General features: G+C 36.2%; 29 protein-coding genes. 8 read left to right on the forward strand and 21 right to left on the reverse strand.

Translation table 11 applies throughout. The features are described from left to right. Positions 1–3 precede the first annotated feature (3 nt). From EV694_RS08325 to EV694_RS08345, 5 genes are read right to left on the reverse strand one after another with little or no spacing between them, the layout of a single operon-like run. The gene (locus EV694_RS08325) at positions 4–1,104 is read right to left on the reverse strand and encodes a DUF5710 domain-containing protein (RefSeq protein WP_132691442.1); all 1,101 of its coding nucleotides are present in this window, start codon (positions 1,102–1,104) and stop codon (positions 4–6) included. Beyond that, entirely contained in the window at positions 1,105–1,923 is an 819-nt protein-coding gene (locus EV694_RS08330; protein ID WP_243646011.1) for a phage head morphogenesis protein, read from the reverse strand. It abuts the gene before it with no gap. Next, positions 1,910–3,430 (reverse strand): phage portal protein, encoded by a 1,521-nt coding sequence (locus tag EV694_RS08335; protein ID WP_132691446.1) that lies wholly within the window; start codon positions 3,428–3,430, stop codon positions 1,910–1,912. The genes EV694_RS08330 and EV694_RS08335 overlap by 14 nt, the downstream gene beginning before the upstream one ends. 4 nt (positions 3,431–3,434) lie before the next feature. Continuing rightward, positions 3,435–4,814, reverse strand: a complete 1,380-nt coding sequence (terL, locus tag EV694_RS08340) for a phage terminase large subunit (protein WP_132691448.1) — start codon at positions 4,812–4,814, stop codon at positions 3,435–3,437. A gap of 1 nt (position 4,815) precedes the next feature. Beyond that, the gene (locus EV694_RS08345) at positions 4,816–5,346 is read right to left on the reverse strand and encodes a terminase small subunit (RefSeq protein WP_132691450.1); all 531 of its coding nucleotides are present in this window, start codon (positions 5,344–5,346) and stop codon (positions 4,816–4,818) included. A gap of 96 nt (positions 5,347–5,442) precedes the next feature. Between EV694_RS08345 and EV694_RS08350 the strand changes: the two genes are divergently transcribed. Continuing rightward, positions 5,443–5,619 carry a type II toxin-antitoxin system HicA family toxin gene (locus EV694_RS08350; RefSeq protein WP_132691452.1) on the forward strand — a complete coding sequence of 59 codons (177 nt, stop codon included), beginning with the start codon at positions 5,443–5,445 and terminating at the stop codon, positions 5,617–5,619. A 40-nt stretch (positions 5,620–5,659) separates the two neighbouring features. Then, positions 5,660–6,073 carry a type II toxin-antitoxin system HicB family antitoxin gene (locus EV694_RS08355; RefSeq protein ID WP_132691454.1) on the forward strand — a complete coding sequence of 138 codons (414 nt, stop codon included), beginning with the start codon at positions 5,660–5,662 and terminating at the stop codon, positions 6,071–6,073. Between the two features lie 31 nt (positions 6,074–6,104). Here the strand turns inward: EV694_RS08355 and lysC are convergent, their stop codons facing one another. The 16 genes from lysC to EV694_RS08425 all read right to left on the reverse strand — a co-directional run bounded on the left by lysC (position 6,105) and on the right by EV694_RS08425 (position 12,721). Further along, positions 6,105–6,383 carry an Rz1-like lysis system protein LysC gene (gene lysC / locus EV694_RS11130; RefSeq protein WP_424580057.1) on the reverse strand — a complete coding sequence of 93 codons (279 nt, stop codon included), beginning with the start codon at positions 6,381–6,383 and terminating at the stop codon, positions 6,105–6,107. Then, complete coding sequence (locus tag EV694_RS08365; protein WP_132691456.1) at positions 6,283–6,612, reverse strand: DUF2570 family protein; 330 nt, start codon at positions 6,610–6,612, stop codon at positions 6,283–6,285. The genes lysC and EV694_RS08365 overlap by 101 nt, the downstream gene beginning before the upstream one ends. Continuing rightward, positions 6,597–7,127, reverse strand: coding sequence for a lysozyme (locus EV694_RS08370; RefSeq protein ID WP_132691458.1), 531 nt, complete (start codon positions 7,125–7,127; stop codon positions 6,597–6,599). Before EV694_RS08370 ends, EV694_RS08365 begins: the two co-directional genes overlap by 16 nt. After that, positions 7,102–7,338, reverse strand: coding sequence for a hypothetical protein (locus tag EV694_RS08375; RefSeq protein ID WP_132691460.1), 237 nt, complete (start codon positions 7,336–7,338; stop codon positions 7,102–7,104). Before EV694_RS08375 ends, EV694_RS08370 begins: the two co-directional genes overlap by 26 nt. A gap of 142 nt (positions 7,339–7,480) precedes the next feature. Further along, positions 7,481–7,993, reverse strand: a complete 513-nt coding sequence (locus EV694_RS08380; protein WP_243646012.1) for an antiterminator Q family protein — start codon at positions 7,991–7,993, stop codon at positions 7,481–7,483. After that, the gene (locus EV694_RS08385; protein WP_132691462.1) at positions 7,990–8,349 is read right to left on the reverse strand and encodes a RusA family crossover junction endodeoxyribonuclease; all 360 of its coding nucleotides are present in this window, start codon (positions 8,347–8,349) and stop codon (positions 7,990–7,992) included. The genes EV694_RS08380 and EV694_RS08385 overlap by 4 nt, the downstream gene beginning before the upstream one ends. Next, entirely contained in the window at positions 8,346–8,633 is a 288-nt protein-coding gene (locus EV694_RS08390) for a DUF1364 domain-containing protein (RefSeq protein ID WP_132691464.1), read from the reverse strand. Before EV694_RS08390 ends, EV694_RS08385 begins: the two co-directional genes overlap by 4 nt. Then, complete coding sequence (locus EV694_RS10910) at positions 8,630–8,791, reverse strand: hypothetical protein (RefSeq protein WP_165865514.1); 162 nt, start codon at positions 8,789–8,791, stop codon at positions 8,630–8,632. The genes EV694_RS08390 and EV694_RS10910 overlap by 4 nt, the downstream gene beginning before the upstream one ends. Beyond that, positions 8,788–8,931 (reverse strand): hypothetical protein, encoded by a 144-nt coding sequence (locus tag EV694_RS10915; RefSeq protein WP_165865515.1) that lies wholly within the window; start codon positions 8,929–8,931, stop codon positions 8,788–8,790. The genes EV694_RS10910 and EV694_RS10915 overlap by 4 nt, the downstream gene beginning before the upstream one ends. Before the next feature lie 89 nt (positions 8,932–9,020). Then, positions 9,021–9,476, reverse strand: coding sequence for a DUF1367 family protein (locus EV694_RS08395; RefSeq protein ID WP_132691466.1), 456 nt, complete (start codon positions 9,474–9,476; stop codon positions 9,021–9,023). Next, the gene (locus EV694_RS08400; protein ID WP_132691468.1) at positions 9,476–9,784 is read right to left on the reverse strand and encodes a hypothetical protein; all 309 of its coding nucleotides are present in this window, start codon (positions 9,782–9,784) and stop codon (positions 9,476–9,478) included. The genes EV694_RS08395 and EV694_RS08400 overlap by 1 nt, the downstream gene beginning before the upstream one ends. Further along, the gene (locus EV694_RS08405) at positions 9,784–10,308 is read right to left on the reverse strand and encodes a phage N-6-adenine-methyltransferase (protein ID WP_132691470.1); all 525 of its coding nucleotides are present in this window, start codon (positions 10,306–10,308) and stop codon (positions 9,784–9,786) included. Before EV694_RS08405 ends, EV694_RS08400 begins: the two co-directional genes overlap by 1 nt. Further along, complete coding sequence (locus EV694_RS08410; protein WP_207859813.1) at positions 10,305–11,159, reverse strand: ATP-binding protein; 855 nt, start codon at positions 11,157–11,159, stop codon at positions 10,305–10,307. Before EV694_RS08410 ends, EV694_RS08405 begins: the two co-directional genes overlap by 4 nt. Then, positions 11,152–11,940 (reverse strand): helix-turn-helix domain-containing protein, encoded by a 789-nt coding sequence (locus tag EV694_RS08415; protein ID WP_132691474.1) that lies wholly within the window; start codon positions 11,938–11,940, stop codon positions 11,152–11,154. Before EV694_RS08415 ends, EV694_RS08410 begins: the two co-directional genes overlap by 8 nt. Before the next feature lie 52 nt (positions 11,941–11,992). After that, on the reverse strand, positions 11,993–12,229 hold the full coding sequence (locus EV694_RS08420) for a helix-turn-helix domain-containing protein (protein ID WP_132691476.1): 237 nt from the start codon (positions 12,227–12,229) through the stop codon (positions 11,993–11,995). A gap of 51 nt (positions 12,230–12,280) precedes the next feature. Further along, complete coding sequence (locus tag EV694_RS08425; RefSeq protein WP_132691478.1) at positions 12,281–12,721, reverse strand: YmfL family putative regulatory protein; 441 nt, start codon at positions 12,719–12,721, stop codon at positions 12,281–12,283. Between the two features lie 375 nt (positions 12,722–13,096). Here EV694_RS08425 and EV694_RS08435 point away from each other — a divergent pair, with 375 nt between their 5' ends. The 6 genes from EV694_RS08435 (at position 13,097) to EV694_RS08460 (ending at position 16,936) form a co-directional block, all read left to right on the forward strand. Then, a complete protein-coding gene (locus tag EV694_RS08435) occupies positions 13,097–13,771 on the forward strand; it encodes a LexA family protein (RefSeq protein WP_132691482.1) in 675 nt (224 codons plus the stop codon). Between the two features lie 197 nt (positions 13,772–13,968). Then, entirely contained in the window at positions 13,969–15,042 is a 1,074-nt protein-coding gene (locus EV694_RS08440) for a hypothetical protein (RefSeq protein ID WP_132691484.1), read from the forward strand. Between the two features lie 14 nt (positions 15,043–15,056). Then, positions 15,057–15,386, forward strand: coding sequence for an STAS-like domain-containing protein (locus EV694_RS08445; RefSeq protein WP_132691487.1), 330 nt, complete (start codon positions 15,057–15,059; stop codon positions 15,384–15,386). Continuing rightward, the gene (locus EV694_RS08450) at positions 15,376–15,807 is read left to right on the forward strand and encodes a hypothetical protein (protein ID WP_132691489.1); all 432 of its coding nucleotides are present in this window, start codon (positions 15,376–15,378) and stop codon (positions 15,805–15,807) included. Before EV694_RS08445 ends, EV694_RS08450 begins: the two co-directional genes overlap by 11 nt. A 337-nt stretch (positions 15,808–16,144) precedes the next feature. Next, positions 16,145–16,378 carry a hypothetical protein gene (locus EV694_RS08455; protein ID WP_132691491.1) on the forward strand — a complete coding sequence of 78 codons (234 nt, stop codon included), beginning with the start codon at positions 16,145–16,147 and terminating at the stop codon, positions 16,376–16,378. 63 nt (positions 16,379–16,441) lie between these two features. Beyond that, the gene (locus tag EV694_RS08460; RefSeq protein ID WP_132691493.1) at positions 16,442–16,936 is read left to right on the forward strand and encodes a hypothetical protein; all 495 of its coding nucleotides are present in this window, start codon (positions 16,442–16,444) and stop codon (positions 16,934–16,936) included.

Here is a 16,936-nt window from a genome sequence, read left to right on the forward strand (position 1 = left end):
GTCCTACTGTTTTGTCCTTTGATATAGAATATCTAACCGTTCTAAATAATCTAAACTATCCTGAACAACATACTTTTTCAATCCATCAGGCAATTCTTTCCCTTTAGGTAAATACCACGTCTTTTCATAACTATCCCATCTCGCTCCAAAAGATTTCGCTATCTCTTTTTCAGCATAGGGAACATTTAATATTGTTCGTTTTGACTTCTCTAACGCTTTTTTCTCTGCTTTTCTGCGTTTAGTTTCAGCCCTTTTTTCATTATCCCTACGATTTAGTTGATCAGATAATTCTTTTACTTCACGAGCAATCATATTACCTGCTTTAGTGAAGCGATATTTTTCTGTTCCAGGAACTTTTTCAATGATACCTGAACTGATAAAACTCTCAGGAGAAGTACCTAATTCGCTTTTATTAAATGCTGTTCGATGTTTAGAATTAATAATTGAAATTAGATTTAGCCCTTGTTGGGTTCTTCCCCTCCCTCTGTCGTTTAATACTGGTAAAATCTGTTTAGCAAAACTTTCAGCGTCTTTTTCGCTTGTATTCGAAAAGTCAGCATTTTGTTGTTTTTTCATAGATTTTACGAAAGCACTTATGTTTTTAATGCTGTAACTTTTTTTATTGCTCTGACTTAAAATAGACGTGATTTCATTTTTTTCGACATTATCTTTAGGAGAAGTTTGAGTAGTAATTTCACTTTGTGAAAGCCTTCTTTGTGCATTTCTCGCATATATCACAAGCCGATTATTTAATCTCTCTTCCGACCAATTTTCCATATCTTCTAATATATGATCAGGTAATTGATTGCCCGTAAGTTTTTTGATTTTTTCTATTAATTCTCTACTTTTACTCGTATTTTCAGGTTTTTCTGTAGAAGATTGTGGTGTCCTAGTTTGTTTTCCTATCTTGTTAATTTTTTCTCCATTAAATTTTCCCCCCATACCTTTAACAATTCTTCCCTCATCATCAATTTCTACAGCTCTACCTTTATTATGTGCTCCATTAGGTTTCACTGTGATCCAACGATTATCCATTGCTTGAATGGATAATTTAGCAAAGAGATGATTTATTCTTTCTATCTGTGATGAATTAAATTGAATCATTTATTCGTCCTCAAAATCTATTACAGGTTTCATACTACAACGACAATTTGGTAATTGCCCTGGTAATCCATAAACTTTTTCCCCATACATCTCACCAATATACGGCGGATTATCGAATGAAAAAACTTTGCCATTTAGATCCATATGTAACTTTCTAGGCTCATTACTGCCACCAGTATGTAACCATTTAAACTTTCTAACACCAAGCTTCTTTAATTTTTCAGCTTGAATATTTCTATAAGCTTTTCTTGTTTGATCTAATGCAACTAATTCAGCTTTACGAGCATTTTTTCCATAATAACGATCTAGTGATTTCTTCAAATCATGGAAACCTTTACCCGTTGTAATGGAATTCATAACTATTGATTGAACTTCATTAAGGTATTGACTAGGAATAGTTTTGATTAAACTAACCGATTCAATCGTTACCGCTTTAGTAATGCTATTGAGCTTTTCTGTCATAAAATCGGTTTTTATAGCAAGATCTTGGCTAATATCCCTAAGGCTCAATTTCAGCGTAGATGATGAGTTTTTTAAAACCCTGTTTATCATCCGCTCAGTGGCGTTTTTGGCTAAAAATGAAAATATTGGTGTATATTTCCTTAATAACTTATTAAAAAGTATTTTTAATTGAGATATGCCGTTTCCTTTTTGATCGCTAGAATCGTTATCTTGAGCATAAGTAATGTATATTCGGTCAATGCCTTGCATTAAATCTCTATGTAGCAATTTTATAGTCGCCTTAATAACTTTCCCATATTCATTGCCAATAGACTCACTAACTATAAGAGGCTTTCCTTCAAGCTCAGACTTTCTCATCATTACCTCTCTCTAACTCATTAATGGAATGAATAACATCTTCTGTTAATCCCAACTCCTCTAACAATTTGTGTTCATTATCTTGTTCACCCATATCATGGAAACCTGAATCAGGATCAGAGGCTAATCGATAACGAACATCAGCACCATCAATAGCCCCACACATAACTAAGGCTGAATAAGTATCAGCCTTAAGTTTATTTCTTTCTGCGAGTTCTTGTGCAGTTGGGCTATCTACTGGACGCCAGTTAATGGTTGTTTCTATACTTTCTAAACCACAAGATTTAATAACTAATTGATGATGTCTTTCTACTAGTTCTGTAAGATCGTGTTCCTGAATACTTTCCAATTCTTCATGATAATTTTTGGCTTCCCCTTCTCCTGTAGAATTAAAACCTTTAGGAGTAGTGCCTAATAATTTAGTCGCAGGAACATTTGAAGCGGCAGCCACCAACTGATAGTTAGTCATGATTACTTCGTCTAAATCGCCTAACGCTGTATCAAATTGTTGGAGTTGATCTCCGTCTTTATCGCCAACTTTAACACCATAATTATCTCGATAACTAACCCATTGTTTTAATTTTTGAGAATTATTTTCAGCATCTGCGGCAAACATTGCCATATTTGTTAGCCAAACCGTTGTTCGTTTTGACGTAACTAGCCCTAAAGATTCACTAGCTGTTCTTTCTGCACCATAAACACGCTCCATAATCAATTGGGGAACAGGTAAACCACCGTATAAATAGACTGGTTTTAATAAATCAGGGACTTCACTATTACGAAAAATAATGAGATGAGAACGATGATATTTTTTACCATTAATTTGCCAATATGTGGGTTCATAAAAATTCTGACTTGCTGGATTAGATAATTCTTCTCCAACAAGCATAGGAATACACCAATAAGGATCAATCTGAATAATTCCTTTATAGCTACCTTTTGTAACACCATCTAAATTAAAAGGCTTTTCATAAAACTCAGGATCATCACTTTCTATATCAAATAAAGCAAGCCGAATCCCAAAGATTCGCCCCATTCTTACAAATTGTTCACAGTTCCAACGTAAACGATATTGTTTGTCATATTTTTGCAATGCTTTAATGATATCATCAGGAATTTCTGAACCATCTGTTGAAATAATATCGTAACCATTTCTTGTGGCATCTCTCGCAGGAATTGAACACGCCTTATTGATTAACCAGTTTTGTGCTAATAATGCACACATCTGATAACCAATAAATGAATGTGCTGCAAACCAATTAGCAATTGCCACACTAATTGTATCAGGTGCGACTAAATTCATTTTTAATGACTGATTATCACTATCTGTAGCTATATTACCGCTATTCCCAGTTAATCGGTTATTTGATAAAACAATGCGATTTAATTGTTCAATAAAAAAGTTATTTTCTAAGTCATCAACAAAACGTTCGCTACTCCAAAAAGAAGCCTTTTTGCTTTCTTTATTCTCTTGAACCTGATTATTTCTCTTAAATAATTTAAACATAAAATTACCCAAAAAAAGATGTTTTAGTATCAATAATTTCCCCAAATGCTCTTGAAAGTGCATCGATTACGTCATCATGCGTACCATTAGGAAATAATCGCATTTCATCAATTACTGTTTTGTTCCATTCGCCTTTTAACATTTTCACATTGCCTATGTTAACTTGTGCCGCAAAAGGCTCTGCGCGAGTCAACTTATCGCCACTTTCAGGGCTTGTTTTCACAATATATCCCGTCAACATTCTTGTTAAGTATAAGGCTTGTGTTTTTCCTGCCTGTCCAGGGTCTTGAGGAATACTAATTTTTACATTTGTACCATCTAAAGACGCTGTATTTTTTATCAAATTATCCCTTTCATCAGGACCTACATCCGCATGAGCCAAATCGGCAATAATAAAGCTACCATCATGACATTTGCCCAATTTAACTCCTGCCGTTGGATCTCCACCGACAGTTGCTCCTAAGTCCCAAGCACGACACCACTTCACTTGTTGCGTTGGTAAGGCATTAATAATTTCTATGTTATGAGGTTTAAATACTCCTCCCTCTAGTGGCGATGGCTCTTGCATATATTGCCCCGCAAACATATAAGGTGCAGCTTTCTGCATTTGTTTTAATGTAACAAGATCATGTTTTTCTGGCCATAAAGGCGTTCCATCCATTTGAATGGCAGGTAATTTTAATATTTCCCATTCCTCTCCATTACCTCCTTCAATTAGCCATCCCGCTAAGTCGCTTTCATGCAATCTTTGCATAATAACGATAATGGGGGTATTTTTAGGATCGTTTTTACGACTTTCTATGGTATTTTGAAACCAATCTATTACATTCTGTCGCATCTTTTCTGAGCGAGCTTCCTCTGCTTTATGCGGATCATCAATAATAATAGCCCCACCAAAACCTTCACGCTGTTTGCCTGCTCCAAATCCTGTAATTGTTCCTCCCGCACCAGTAGCATAAAAAACACCGCCTTTTGAAGTAGTCCAATGATTTTTTACTTCACTATCTAAAATGACATCAGGAAATATTTCTTGATAAGCTTCATGTTGCATAATGGAGCGAATATTTGAACTATTATTTGTAGCTAATGTAGCGGAATAACTTGCGTGGATAAATTCGCTATCTGTTGCTTGCCCAAAACACCAAGCTACAAAATTAACAACTGCCAATTCTGTTTTAGAATATCTAGGTGGAATATTAATAATTAATCTTTTACTTTCTCCCCTAAAAACTCTCATTAAAGCATTACAAATCACTTTATGATGTGTTGCTTGTAGCCAGTTATAGCCCCTTTTTTGTAAAAACATCCACCGAGTAAAAAAATAGAAATCATTGATAGCTAATTGCCTAGCAGTAAATCTTTCCTCTCTGCTAAATTTACGCACCTCAAATCTCCTTTAATAATTCACTCGCAATATCCTTAAATTCTTCTGGAGTTAAGTTAATATTCGTACTAGCTAATTCCCCTGTTAGTTCAACCTTATCCTTAAACATCCCTAAATGTTTTCCCATTAATTCAAGTGCCTTATTTGCACTGGCTGGCTCAAAGAGAAATACAGGGTTATCAACCGTGGTAACCTTACCTTCTTGCCCATTCTTTAATGTATCAGTAATAACAATGGACTTACGCCCAAGACAAATATCTTTGAGTTCTTGCAAATCTCTTAAAATTTCATCTTGAGTAATTTTAGTGCGTTCTGAACGTTTATTTTGAGCTTTCTGAATAGCCTCTTGAATGACAGGTTTTGACAAGTTTTCTGCACCTATTTGTCTTGCTGTTTCAACGCTATATCCAGCCCTAATTGCGGCTTGAGTTGCATTTAAATCAATTAGATATTCTTCAACAAATCGTTTTTGTTTATCGGTTAAACCACGCCCTTTAGACGTGGAATTAACCTCGTCTTTTTTCTTTGACATAGTTAATCCTTAAAGTAAACAAATTTGATTATTTTTATTGACAAAGTAAACATTTTTGATTATAATTATTCCATCTTAAAACGACACGGAGGAATAATGAAACAAAGTGAGTTTTTAAGATGGCTGAAAGCACAAGGTGTTAAAGTTGAAGATGGTACAAAACATATCAAACTTTTCTACCGAAATAATCAATCAGTAATGCCAAGACACCCATCAAAGGAGATTAGAAAAGGTACTGCTGAGAACATTAAAAAGCAATTAGGTCTAAAATAACCAGTCTCCCCGAAAGGGGAGGCTTCTTAAGGAGTTAATAATGCAATATCCAGCGATATTTGAACCTGAAGGTGATGGCTTTAATATAACCTTTAGAGATATTCCCGAAGCGATTACTTGTGGCGATGACTATCAAGATGCTTTAATAATGGCAGAAGATGCTTTAGTTACTGCAATGGACTTTTATTTTGAAGATAAAAGACAAGTTCCATTACCTAGTCAGCCACAAAAAGGCGATGTCTTAATTGAGCTACCGCCTAGCGTTGCAACTAAAGTGTTATTGCTTAATGAAATGATTGAGCAAAAAATCTCTAATGCTGAATTGGCTAGACGTATAAATGTCACACCACAAGAAATGCAAAGGGTGACTAATTTAGGACATAATACCAAAATTGACACGCTTAACCGAGCCTTTAAAGCGCTAGGTAAACGCCTAGAAATTTCAGCCGTCTAACCCAAAGCCCTAGTTTCCTCCGCTAGGGCTTTTATCTTTGAGCCTGCTCAACTATCCATTCCCGAATTTTATCTACCCGATTTGCACACATATCCCGCTCTTTCATTACCATACGTAAATACGTGATTGCCTCGCCGTAAGTTTGAGCGGTAAAAGGTGTTCGTTGACAAGGTAGAGTATAGATGGTTGGTGGCGTTAAATAGGTTATCTTAGTCTGATTGCTGCAACCGTTTAATAACATCAGCAGGCAAGCGAGTAGTGGCACAATGCTCTTTTGATAAAGTGCGGTCAATAATTTGAATATCTTCATCGGCTTTTACCTTTTGTTTATGTTCTTCCGCAGTGAGCTTAGCAATCGCTTGTCGCTCTTGTTCAAGGCTTAATGTTAATTGCCGTTGCTGTTGAGTGAGTTGCTCAATGGTTTGGGCTTGTGTTTGGTTATCGGTTTTTAAGCGATAGATACGTTGTGATTGATAGAATGACCAAAGGCATAACCCCAACACCGCCACAATCACAATCTGATTTAATCGGCTAAACATAAGGCTTTCTCTTGCTGACGGCGTTTTACTAAGCCATTTAACTTTTTACCCCCAGAATAAACCCAACGTTCAAACTGGTTACACATTGCAGGCGTGTAGCCCTGATTTGCCATTCTAAATAAGGTTGAGCTTTGCATCTTGCCACAGCCCGTATTAAAGGTCAGCGAAACCATCGCCTCAAATGCTCCTAACGGCATATTACGACCGTTACCAAACCGATTGACACATTTTTCTGCCACTTTAAGCTGCTTAACCCAAGCCTGAGCAATATCGTCTAAGGAATACACCTTGCCTTGTTCTATCTTTTCGCCACTGGTTTCTGCCGTCCCAATCCCAACCGTTAAAATGCCTGCGGGGCAATAGTACGGCGTTTGACGACAACCCTCTGCATTACCAATAATGGCTAACCCTCGTTCGGTAATGCGTAATTCATCAGCATAGTACATACTCACTAAGCCGATTACTGCCCCAACGGAGCAAATAACCGCACTAATTTTCTTCTGATTGATTTTCATTTCTTAGTCCACGTTTTAACTGTTGCACTTTTAAATCATGTAATTCTTTTTGACGTTTTCCCTCTTGCCATTTCGCATAAGCATTGACAAGGGCTGTAACTACACCCACACATAAACTTGCAAGGGCTAATTTTTCCTCAAATGAATACATTGCCCAAAATGCCCCAAACCCAGACCAGAAATAACTTTGGTTTCCTGCGTCTTTAAACATATTGATCCTTGATTATTTGCCAATAAAAAAGCCCCAGTATTGCTACTGAGGCTGTAAATTCGTTTTGTTTTTTATCGTTGGTGTAAACTGGTTACACTACGACCACCATTGCATAAAATCATATGACAAGATGACAAGGTTGTCAATAACAAAGTTTGATATTTTTACGTTTTTTAGTAACCTTTTTAAGAATAATAAAGCCTTTTAACAGCATTTCGTGAATAATGGCATTGGCTAAATTTAAACGATTAGATACATAACGCAATACTGTTCGTTTGCTTGGCTTTCTTACTTCTGATTTCCCATGACAAGGCTGCATTAATCTTGGCTTAATATCATCAGCTAAAATTGTTGCTAATCTATTTACTGTCATCTTATTCACATAATAGCCATAAATAATAAAATGAAGCTCCTTATCTTGGGTTAAAAAGAACTCATCAATCATCTTGCTTATCATTAACCCCTCATCATCCGTACAAATCGGATCTTGCGGATCGCTTGGGGTAACACTTTCCATTAACCGAGCAATAATATTGACTTGTCGCTTATCTAAGCGACCTGTTCTGACCCAAGCCCCCCATTTAAATAACCATTCTTTAAGCCATTTTTCCTGCTCTGGGGTTAATGTCAATTCACTTAATATTAACTCGCTCACGTCAACTCCTTAATGGTTACCACTAATCTCGGATTATGTTTATCAACTGCGACCACATCAATAGACTGTCTCGGCACAACTTGCCAGCAATCGTCTTCAATAATATTGGCTTGTGTCAACGAATCTAATACCACTTTCCAAAGGTTATCGGGGTCTCTTTTACGATTATCAGGCACAAAAACATCAATATGAATACTGACCTGGCTCTGAAATGGTTTCTCCTTTACACAAGCCATTAATACCGCATCACGATAGGTTTTCCCCGCTTTTGATATATAATGCCTACCTTGTCTGGTATGTCGCCAATAATGATTAAGGCTAGGTGGATAGGGTAAGTTGACGGCCAGTTGTCTCATTTAATTTTTCCCTCTTGGATTAATATCGCCTGCGTCCGCATAACTCCTTGTAAATGAGCAAGGGTTAATTCATCTTTGGAATAAAGCGTTTTTGTTCGTCCATCAATAGCATCATGACAACAACTACAAGCCCAAGCCCCTTGAATATCATTTGCCTTTTGACTGATTCCTGTTAAACCTGCCATGCGAATATGGGCTAATACCACCGTTTCAGGATTGTAATTACAAACGCCAACTAACCGCACTTGGCACTCTCTGCCTTTGGCTTCTTTGCGTAAATTCATCGTTTACCTACCTTGATTTTTATTGAACCTACAACAACCACAACGGCAAATAAGAACCAACCAGCTCCACTGACTTTGTGATAAAAAAGAAACGCCGAAAAACCAAATAAAGCAGCAATACAAGCAAACCACAAACCTAATATAATAATTTCTTTCATCGTCTTACCCCATTAATTACACTTTGACTATTTTTCCCCGATTGCCGCCATTTACGCCAATCTGATACTTGTTTCGCTAGTACGAGCATTAATGTCTGCTCTTGCTCTTTTGTTAATGTTTTCTTTTCTAAAGTAGCCACCAAACAATACCCCCTATAACAACGCTCCAAAAAATAAATGTTCCCACAATGACTAACAAAAATTCCTTATTCATTACCCACCTTATTCCTTACCAAAAAAACGCATAAAGCTGATTAATAATTTTCTCGTCCTGTGTATTAGCAAAAATATGAACAAGTGCGGCGTTAATTAATGCTGAATAACATTGCTCAAATTCTTCCTGCTCCATATTGGCATAGCTTAAACTTTTCGCTTCTACCCTAAATTCGCCGTTAATTTTGTAAGTAACAGTTCTAAATCCTGCAAGCACCGTTAAATGTTTGCGAAAAGTATCAAACTGGGCTTTTTCATCTTGAAAACGTAACTCTGTACGCTCTGCCGACCAATGCTCAAAACAGAAATTGAAAAAAGCAAACACCTTGCGATGAAAGGCAGGATTGCGACTACGTTTGATTTCTACCTCGTATTGCTCATTGTTGGCTAAGACTTTTAAACTTTCCGCCTCTTGCTCTGTTACTGGCGATAAAATACCGCCCGGCAGTTTTAACATTTGATATTTAGCCATTACGCCCTCAACACTGTTAGCTTGAAATAATTGGCTTGTTGACCGTCAATCTTGTTTAAATGGCGCTCAACGGCATAACGTTTACCAAATATTTTTTGAATGAACTTCTGGCTTATTTTTAAATTAGCTCGTCCGTTAACGGAAATGGATACCATTAATCCGTCCTCTTCCGCTGAACAGACAATAGATGTTCTTGTTTCTTTCTTGTCAAAAACAGCCATAATGCCTTTTTCAAATATTTGATAGATAACACATTTATTTTGTTTTAATAGCTGTTCTGCTAATTTAATATGTTGATTAAATTCCATTATTCCCCCCATTTTTTAATAAAATCCAACGCCACCTGACGAGTTACCAAACCTTGCATTGTGGGGTCAAATACCGCCACCATTGAGCCTTTGTTGTTGCCCTTGACTTCCTCGCCGGTGAGTGGGTGAACAAAATTAATCCGACCGCCGATAATATCAATCACTTCCGTTGCCTGTTCATTAATCACCCCATACCATTTTGTGGATTTATCCGCCGGCAATAACATCACGACTAAATAGCCTTGCTGTTTAAGCGCCGCCGCACGCTGAACAAAAGGTAACGGATTGCTATAAGGCGGATTGACGAAAAAAGCTAAATTCGCTTCGCATAACTCACAAACCAGCTCTAAGGGGTCAAAATCTAAAAAGTCTTCGGCGATACCACCCTCGCCAATGTAGTCAAAACAAAGTTTATTTTTGTGATTAGCACAACCATCCACATCAAATTTAAATCGCTTATATAACCAGTTAAAAAGGTATTCAGGGGTGCGGTAGCTGTCTTTGTTAAATTGTTGTTCTGTCATTTTCTATAACTCTCCCAGTCAAAAGCAATCATGGCCCCTTTGCCTTCTCGCATACGGTCAATAACACGCTCGCCGATGTAACCTGCTAGCTCATCTTCCAGTAAATTACTGATTAAAATGGTTGGCTTTAATTGCTCATATCGTTCATTGATAATCTCAAATAAAATAATTTTTTCTGCCTCTGAGCCAAATTGAACGCCGACTTCATCAATAATCAGTAAATCCTTATCTACGTAAACCTCTATGACCTCACTTTCTGTCAAATCAGCGTTTTTCTCCCAAGTGGATTTCACTTTACGCATAATCCGCAAAGCGGTTGTCATTAACACATCATCTTGATATTTTTCTATCACATAATTAGCAATAGCACAGGCTAAATGGCTCTTACCGGTTCCGGGCTTCCCTGTTAGGATTAACCCTCCACCTACCGCTTTACGTTCTTGCCATTTTTTCGCATAAGCCTCACAAACTCGCTTAGCTTTGCTGTTTACGTCTAAATCTTGATAATTGTCAAAGCTAGCCTGTTCAAAGCGTTTAGCAACACCTGATTTGGCTTTTAGGTCATTAATTTTGCGTTGGGTATAAGCCTGCTCAACTTGGCGGATTTCCGCCTCTAACGCCGAAATTTCTTGTTGTAAACAACGTGGACAACGGGTTTTATTCTCAAGGGTTTTGCCGCCAAACAGGGTTGTTTTTCGACAATGTTGAGTATAAACACCATGTTTTTCACAAACGACTTGCTGACGGCTGACTTCCGTATTTCCAGAAGGCGTAAAGCCCACGCTGGCACACTTCAACGCCTCTTGGTGATCTTCCAAATCTTTCCGTAATTCATCAATGGATTTACGCATTGCCATTCTCCTTAACATCGTCTTTCGCCCAGTCTGGTATTTTTGTTTCGCCGTAGTGTCGTTTGTTAAAACCGTTATGAGTATCCGGTTTGCTAGGTTTGTTTTGTGGTTTATTTTTCTCAACAAGCCATTCCGCCGAAAAACCTCTCCAACCACGGTTAATACTTGTTTCCACTGCTTTCGTGATTGGTATCTTGGCTTTGTCCGCCTCTCGCTGAAAGCCTTCCATCACCGTTATGGTAATCGGTGCTTTTTTCGCTTTACGGTGAGTGATGAAATCTTTTGCCAATTGATCGGTAATACCAAAATCTTGCAAAATTTCTAATTCGTCGGATTTTTCAGGCGAACTTTTTTTATTTATTTTTTTATGGTTAATTGACTGGTTAATAGAGTTACTGGTTATGGGTGCAAAATTTTCACTACTCCCCCCTACATAATTTTCACTCCCCTCGTGCAAATTTTTCACCCCCTCTGGTGCAAAATCTTCACTAGAAAATGAACAATTTTCATTCACTTGGTCTAGGTGTAATTGATATAAATTTGAGCTAGAACCATCTTTATTTTGGCGTAATGTTTTACTTACTAAGCCCATTTCAATTAAGGCATTAATATGACTAATCGCACTGCGTCTTGTCATTTCACATTTATCTGCAATAAACTGATAACTAGGAAAACAAACGCCATCATCATTAGCGTTATCAGCCAATTTCAATAACACTAATTTGCGTGCGGAATTTCCCACCTTACAATTCATTGCTTTAACCATTAACAACATACTCATAATGACACCTCTATAGAGCTATTTGATTGATTTGAATTGACAATAAATTTGCTCATACATCACCCACCATAAAATACTGTTTCACACGCTTGCCACTTGACACAGCAATAAATTCTGAGTCGATTTGATGCCCATCATCACGCAAATCTTTAATACGAGCAGAAAGGCGTAAACAACCAAATTGACTTAAGGCATCAAGTGAAGTTATTCGCCCACCTTTTTTCAGATAAGCCAAAATCCTATCGTTCTGTGATTGACTTTGTTTTTCGTTTGGATTAACATTTTCCATATTAGTATTTCCTTGAGTATTAGTACTAACCACTGTTCCCGCAGTGGTTTTTTATTTCTGATGTAAAGCAATGGTTACTTCAATGGTATTGCTGGTTGCTTTCTGTGAACGATGTAGTAACTTGCGTAAAACATTAACTTCCGCCTCAGTCAGCTCACCATCACTCAAAAATTCATTCAGTTTGGTAAATAAACTGCCTCGCTCGGCTAACTCTTGTAACTGCAACTGAGATAGCTCAACAAAATCAAAATTATTCCCATTAGGAACACTAAAGCTCACTTTATTTAGCCTACGATTAATCTCATCAGACCAATCACTGACGCCAAACTCTTGCTCAACGGCAATTAATTCATCTTCGGTAAAACGTTGCCCTTTGGTTTGATATAAACGGTTATTCAAGGCTTGTTCACTCAATCCTAAAAACCCTGCCACCGCCGATTTACCGCCAGTGCATTTGCTTATCATTTCAATAATTACTGTTTTCATTGCCATAAATTCCTGTTGTTTTTTATGGTGTTATTTATCATTAAATTTTGATAGATTAATTATTAGCTGGATTTGCTAACTGCTTAATGTCCTCCGCAGTCATTCCGTTATTTAAGGCTAATGCGAGTATTTCTGCGTACTGAGTTTCGCCTGTATAATCGGTTCGAGGTAAAGTATTTAAAGCTCTCCACTTGTAAACTGCTCGAGATGTAATTCCACAAAGTCGAGCTACATTGGATACTCCTATTCGATCTATGATATGAGTAAGTTTTTCCATAATTCCCCTACAACAAAATGAACATATAGTACATATTAAAACAGAACTGAAAGTACTTCAAGTTTTATTTATAATCTGAACTAGTAGTTCAGTAAGGAATAAAAATGATTACCGAAGAAAAAATTAGAGAAAATTTTGCTAAACGTCTTGATTTAGCCTGTAAAGAAAAAGGTCTTCCTGAAAAAGGAAGAGGTACAGAAATTGCTAAAATTTTGAAAGTTACACCTAAAGCAGTAAGTAAATGGTTTAATGCTGAAACAATGCCTTCGGCAAGTAACACTTATGTATTAGCCAAATTTTTAGGCGTTACTCCTGAATGGCTAACTTATGGGGATAATAATATAGAGTTTGTGCAAATAGAAAAAAGTTACAAATACCCTCTACTCAGTACTGTACAAGCAGGAATGTGGTGCGATGTTAATTACCTAAATAACATTGATATTGATGAGCAATTTGAACTTATCTCCTCACAAATTAAAGCAAGTGAACACGCATTTTTCTTAGAAATTAAAGGGGAAAGTATGCTTCCTAGGTTTAATGAGGGAGATTTAGTTTTGATTGATCCTGATATTTCAGCAAAGCCCGGTAAATTTGTTGCTGCGATCAACGGAGATGGCGAGGCAACATTTAAACAATACAAACAACTAGGATCTTATGATGAATATGGACGACCACATTTCAATTTAGTACCTCTAAATGACAGCTTTCCTACATTAAGCAGCCTGGAGCATGACATTACAATTATTGGAGTAGCTGTTGAGCATAGGCAAATTTTATAAATCTTCTGGATACTTGGCGACTTCTCGTGTGTTCTGGTATTCGGTTTTGTTGTGATGGGGAAAGATAGATTTTATGATCAGGGATATTTTTCATAAAAAACAAAATGTTATATTTAATTTAAATAAATTACGATCAAGGATAATTTATGTCAAAAAATGAAATTCAAGGGCAACTATTCATTCAATAAGGAGAATAAGTGAATATTCAAGTTTGGAAATCTGTTGTTAGAAAAAGGACCATTCGTAACTTAATAAGTAAAGAAAAACGCCATCAATCTAGAGGTGGCAAACCGAAGTATAAAATAATAAATAATAGGACACTAAATTTATTTGAAGTTATTGCACCAAGCAAAATTATATTAGCAAGAGAAATAGGTTATGATTTTACAAATTTTAAAGATGAATTGGAACTTAAAGCTAAATTAGCCTCTAAAAGTAAGACTCAATTAAAATTAAATTTTCGTGATACTTTTATAATTGATGCTCCCGCTTGTAGCGTTTTAATAGCTGTACTTGATACAATAAAATGCCAATATCCTGCATTAAAATTTAAAATAGCTAGACCAAAATCAAAACCAGCTGATCAGCGAAAACATTTGCCATATGACGTAGATGCCGTGTTCTGTCATATTGGGTTATACAAGTTGCTTGGATTTAATTACACATCGTTCTGTTCTCTAGAGAATGTAAAATGTTGGCACTTTGTACAAAGTGACTGCGCAAATGGTAAAATTACAGAACCTCTTTTTAATGAATTGAAGTCTATGGGAATTAATGATATTTACGCTAGCTATTTTGAAGCAATAGCGAATGCAGTTGAACATGCTTATGATGCACATATTCCCTCTAACAGAAATTTTCCAGTCAAACGATGGTGGATGTTGATGGCGGTTTTAGAAGGGAAATTGTCTATTTTTATCTGTGATTTAGGACACGGAATACCAAACACATTGGAAAAAACACAAAAAGAGTCTACTTTAATGAAAATTTGGAGTCTATTGAAACTAACTAAAAAGCCAACTGCAGATTCTTTGTGTATAAAAGCCTCTACTTTGATCAAAGAAACACGTACAGAATTAGAGTATCGTGGGAAAGGAGGTAATGATATTCGATTATTTATTGATAAAACACCAAGCAGTCAATTAATAATTCGTTCAAATCGTGGAATGTATGTGTATAATGGCAAAAATAAGCCTGATTTACTTAAAGAATCGATTTATTCATTAAAGGGAACGGTAGTTCAGTGGGATATACCATACCCAGTAAGATAGAATAGGAAAGTTATATGAAGAAACTTAATGTTAGAGATTTTACTTTATTTCCTGGACCTCGTTATATAAAGTTAGGAGAGTATAGTGGCGAATGGTTTAGAGAAAATGTTTTAATACCATCAATTAAAGCTAATGACTATATTATCATAGATCTTGATGGGGTTGCTGGGTATGGTTCTTCTTTTTTAGAGGAAGCTTTTGGAGGAGCTATTCGTAAAGGTATTAATAGCACCATTATGTCAAACATTATAGACAATTTAATATCAAAAGATGACCCAGATTTAATAGAAGAAATTCGTAATTACGTTAATGAAGCAATTAAGGTAAGAAAAAATGCAAACTAGTGATCTAATCTCGTTTTTAGCGTTACTTTTTTCAGTTTTATTAGTTCCTATAAGCTATTATTTAGGAATAAGAAATATAATAAATTCGACTTATAATAATGAGATAGACTCCCTTGGTATGCTATTAGATAAAATTCATAATGAAGCTGTAAATATTCATAAAAACTGGGACCCAAAATTGATAGATATTCATACTCAAATTATGATTGCTAATCATAGACGCTTACAGACGAAGTGCGATCAATTAGAATCCATCCGTCGTAGCAAAAAGGGATATCCTAAAAATGAACTGCGTATAGCTAAACAAATCTTAACGGATCGCTTACTTTCTGAATATGAAATAACTAGGAAAACAGCTATTAGAGAATTAATATACAGACTTGATGATATTAAGCTATTTTATAAAAAAGTATTTTGCTAACGGTAAACTGGCTACATATCGCCTTTCTATATTTGTAGCTTATGAAATTTTCCTATGCGGAATAAATCCACCTATATCCTCTTTCTTATACACTAAATTCCCCATTTTCTGTGATCTCGCTCACAAATTGATCAACTGATCAAAAAAATTTTCAAATTATTTTCCTTTATAAATCAATTAAATATGAACTTTTAATTCATTTCGTTACTTTTGTGTACAAAAAGTTCTTTACTTAATTGAACCTTTGGTACATAATAAACACATCAAAACAACACACCCGAGCAGGAAACCGAGAGTAAGCAGAGACGGTGGGTTGATAGAGATAAATCAATCTCAAATGCTCTTTAACAATTTATCCCAAAAACATATCGCTTGCCTGATGGTGAGAGTTAGTCAAAGTGTAGTAACAGACCTACCGCTCAACAGAATGGAAGAAAGCCCAAACCAAGCGATATTCCACCTTGCGGAAATGTTAGCAACGGCAATGAATCGTGAAGCCCAAACGCAAGGTAAGAAATACGACAGCCAACTGTCGCTATTTCAAAGCACATTACACAGAGAACCAATGTAAGCTAGCACAGAGGGGAATGTTCTTAATGTGCTTTGAAATGGAAAGAGAAAAGGAAAACACATTATGAGTGATGCAATGTTACAAAAAATGAAAGACAAAAGAGAGCGATTAGAGCAAGAGTTACAACAACTTTGCGATAGCGACCCTCGCTTAGGACATGGCGGAACACCTTATATTAATAATGCCAAAGGCAGAAGAATGAAGGCGGTTTGTGATAAACATCAAAATAGAATCGCCGCCAAAATCAAGGAAATTGAAGCTCAAGATGAAAAGATTGAGCGAATGGAATGGCGGTTAGCGGAAAGACGTACGCAAACCCAGAAAAGCCAGAAATTTTTAAATAAAAACCCTATTCATCAAGGCTTAATAAAACTGGCTGAAAAAGGTTTACTCAATCAATGGTTAAGAAATCCTGAATATTTCTTCATTAAAGAATTAAAGAGAGTGGCACTAATGACGGTAAATAACGCCATTATCATTAGCTCTCGCTTTCCTGCTAAAGATGATGATGAGATTGCCAAAGCAAATGAATTAATTCAATTAGCCAATAATGCGTAA

Source organism: Volucribacter psittacicida (assembly GCF_004339025.1).
GTDB classification, from domain to species: Bacteria; Pseudomonadota; Gammaproteobacteria; order Enterobacterales; family Pasteurellaceae; genus Volucribacter; species Volucribacter psittacicida.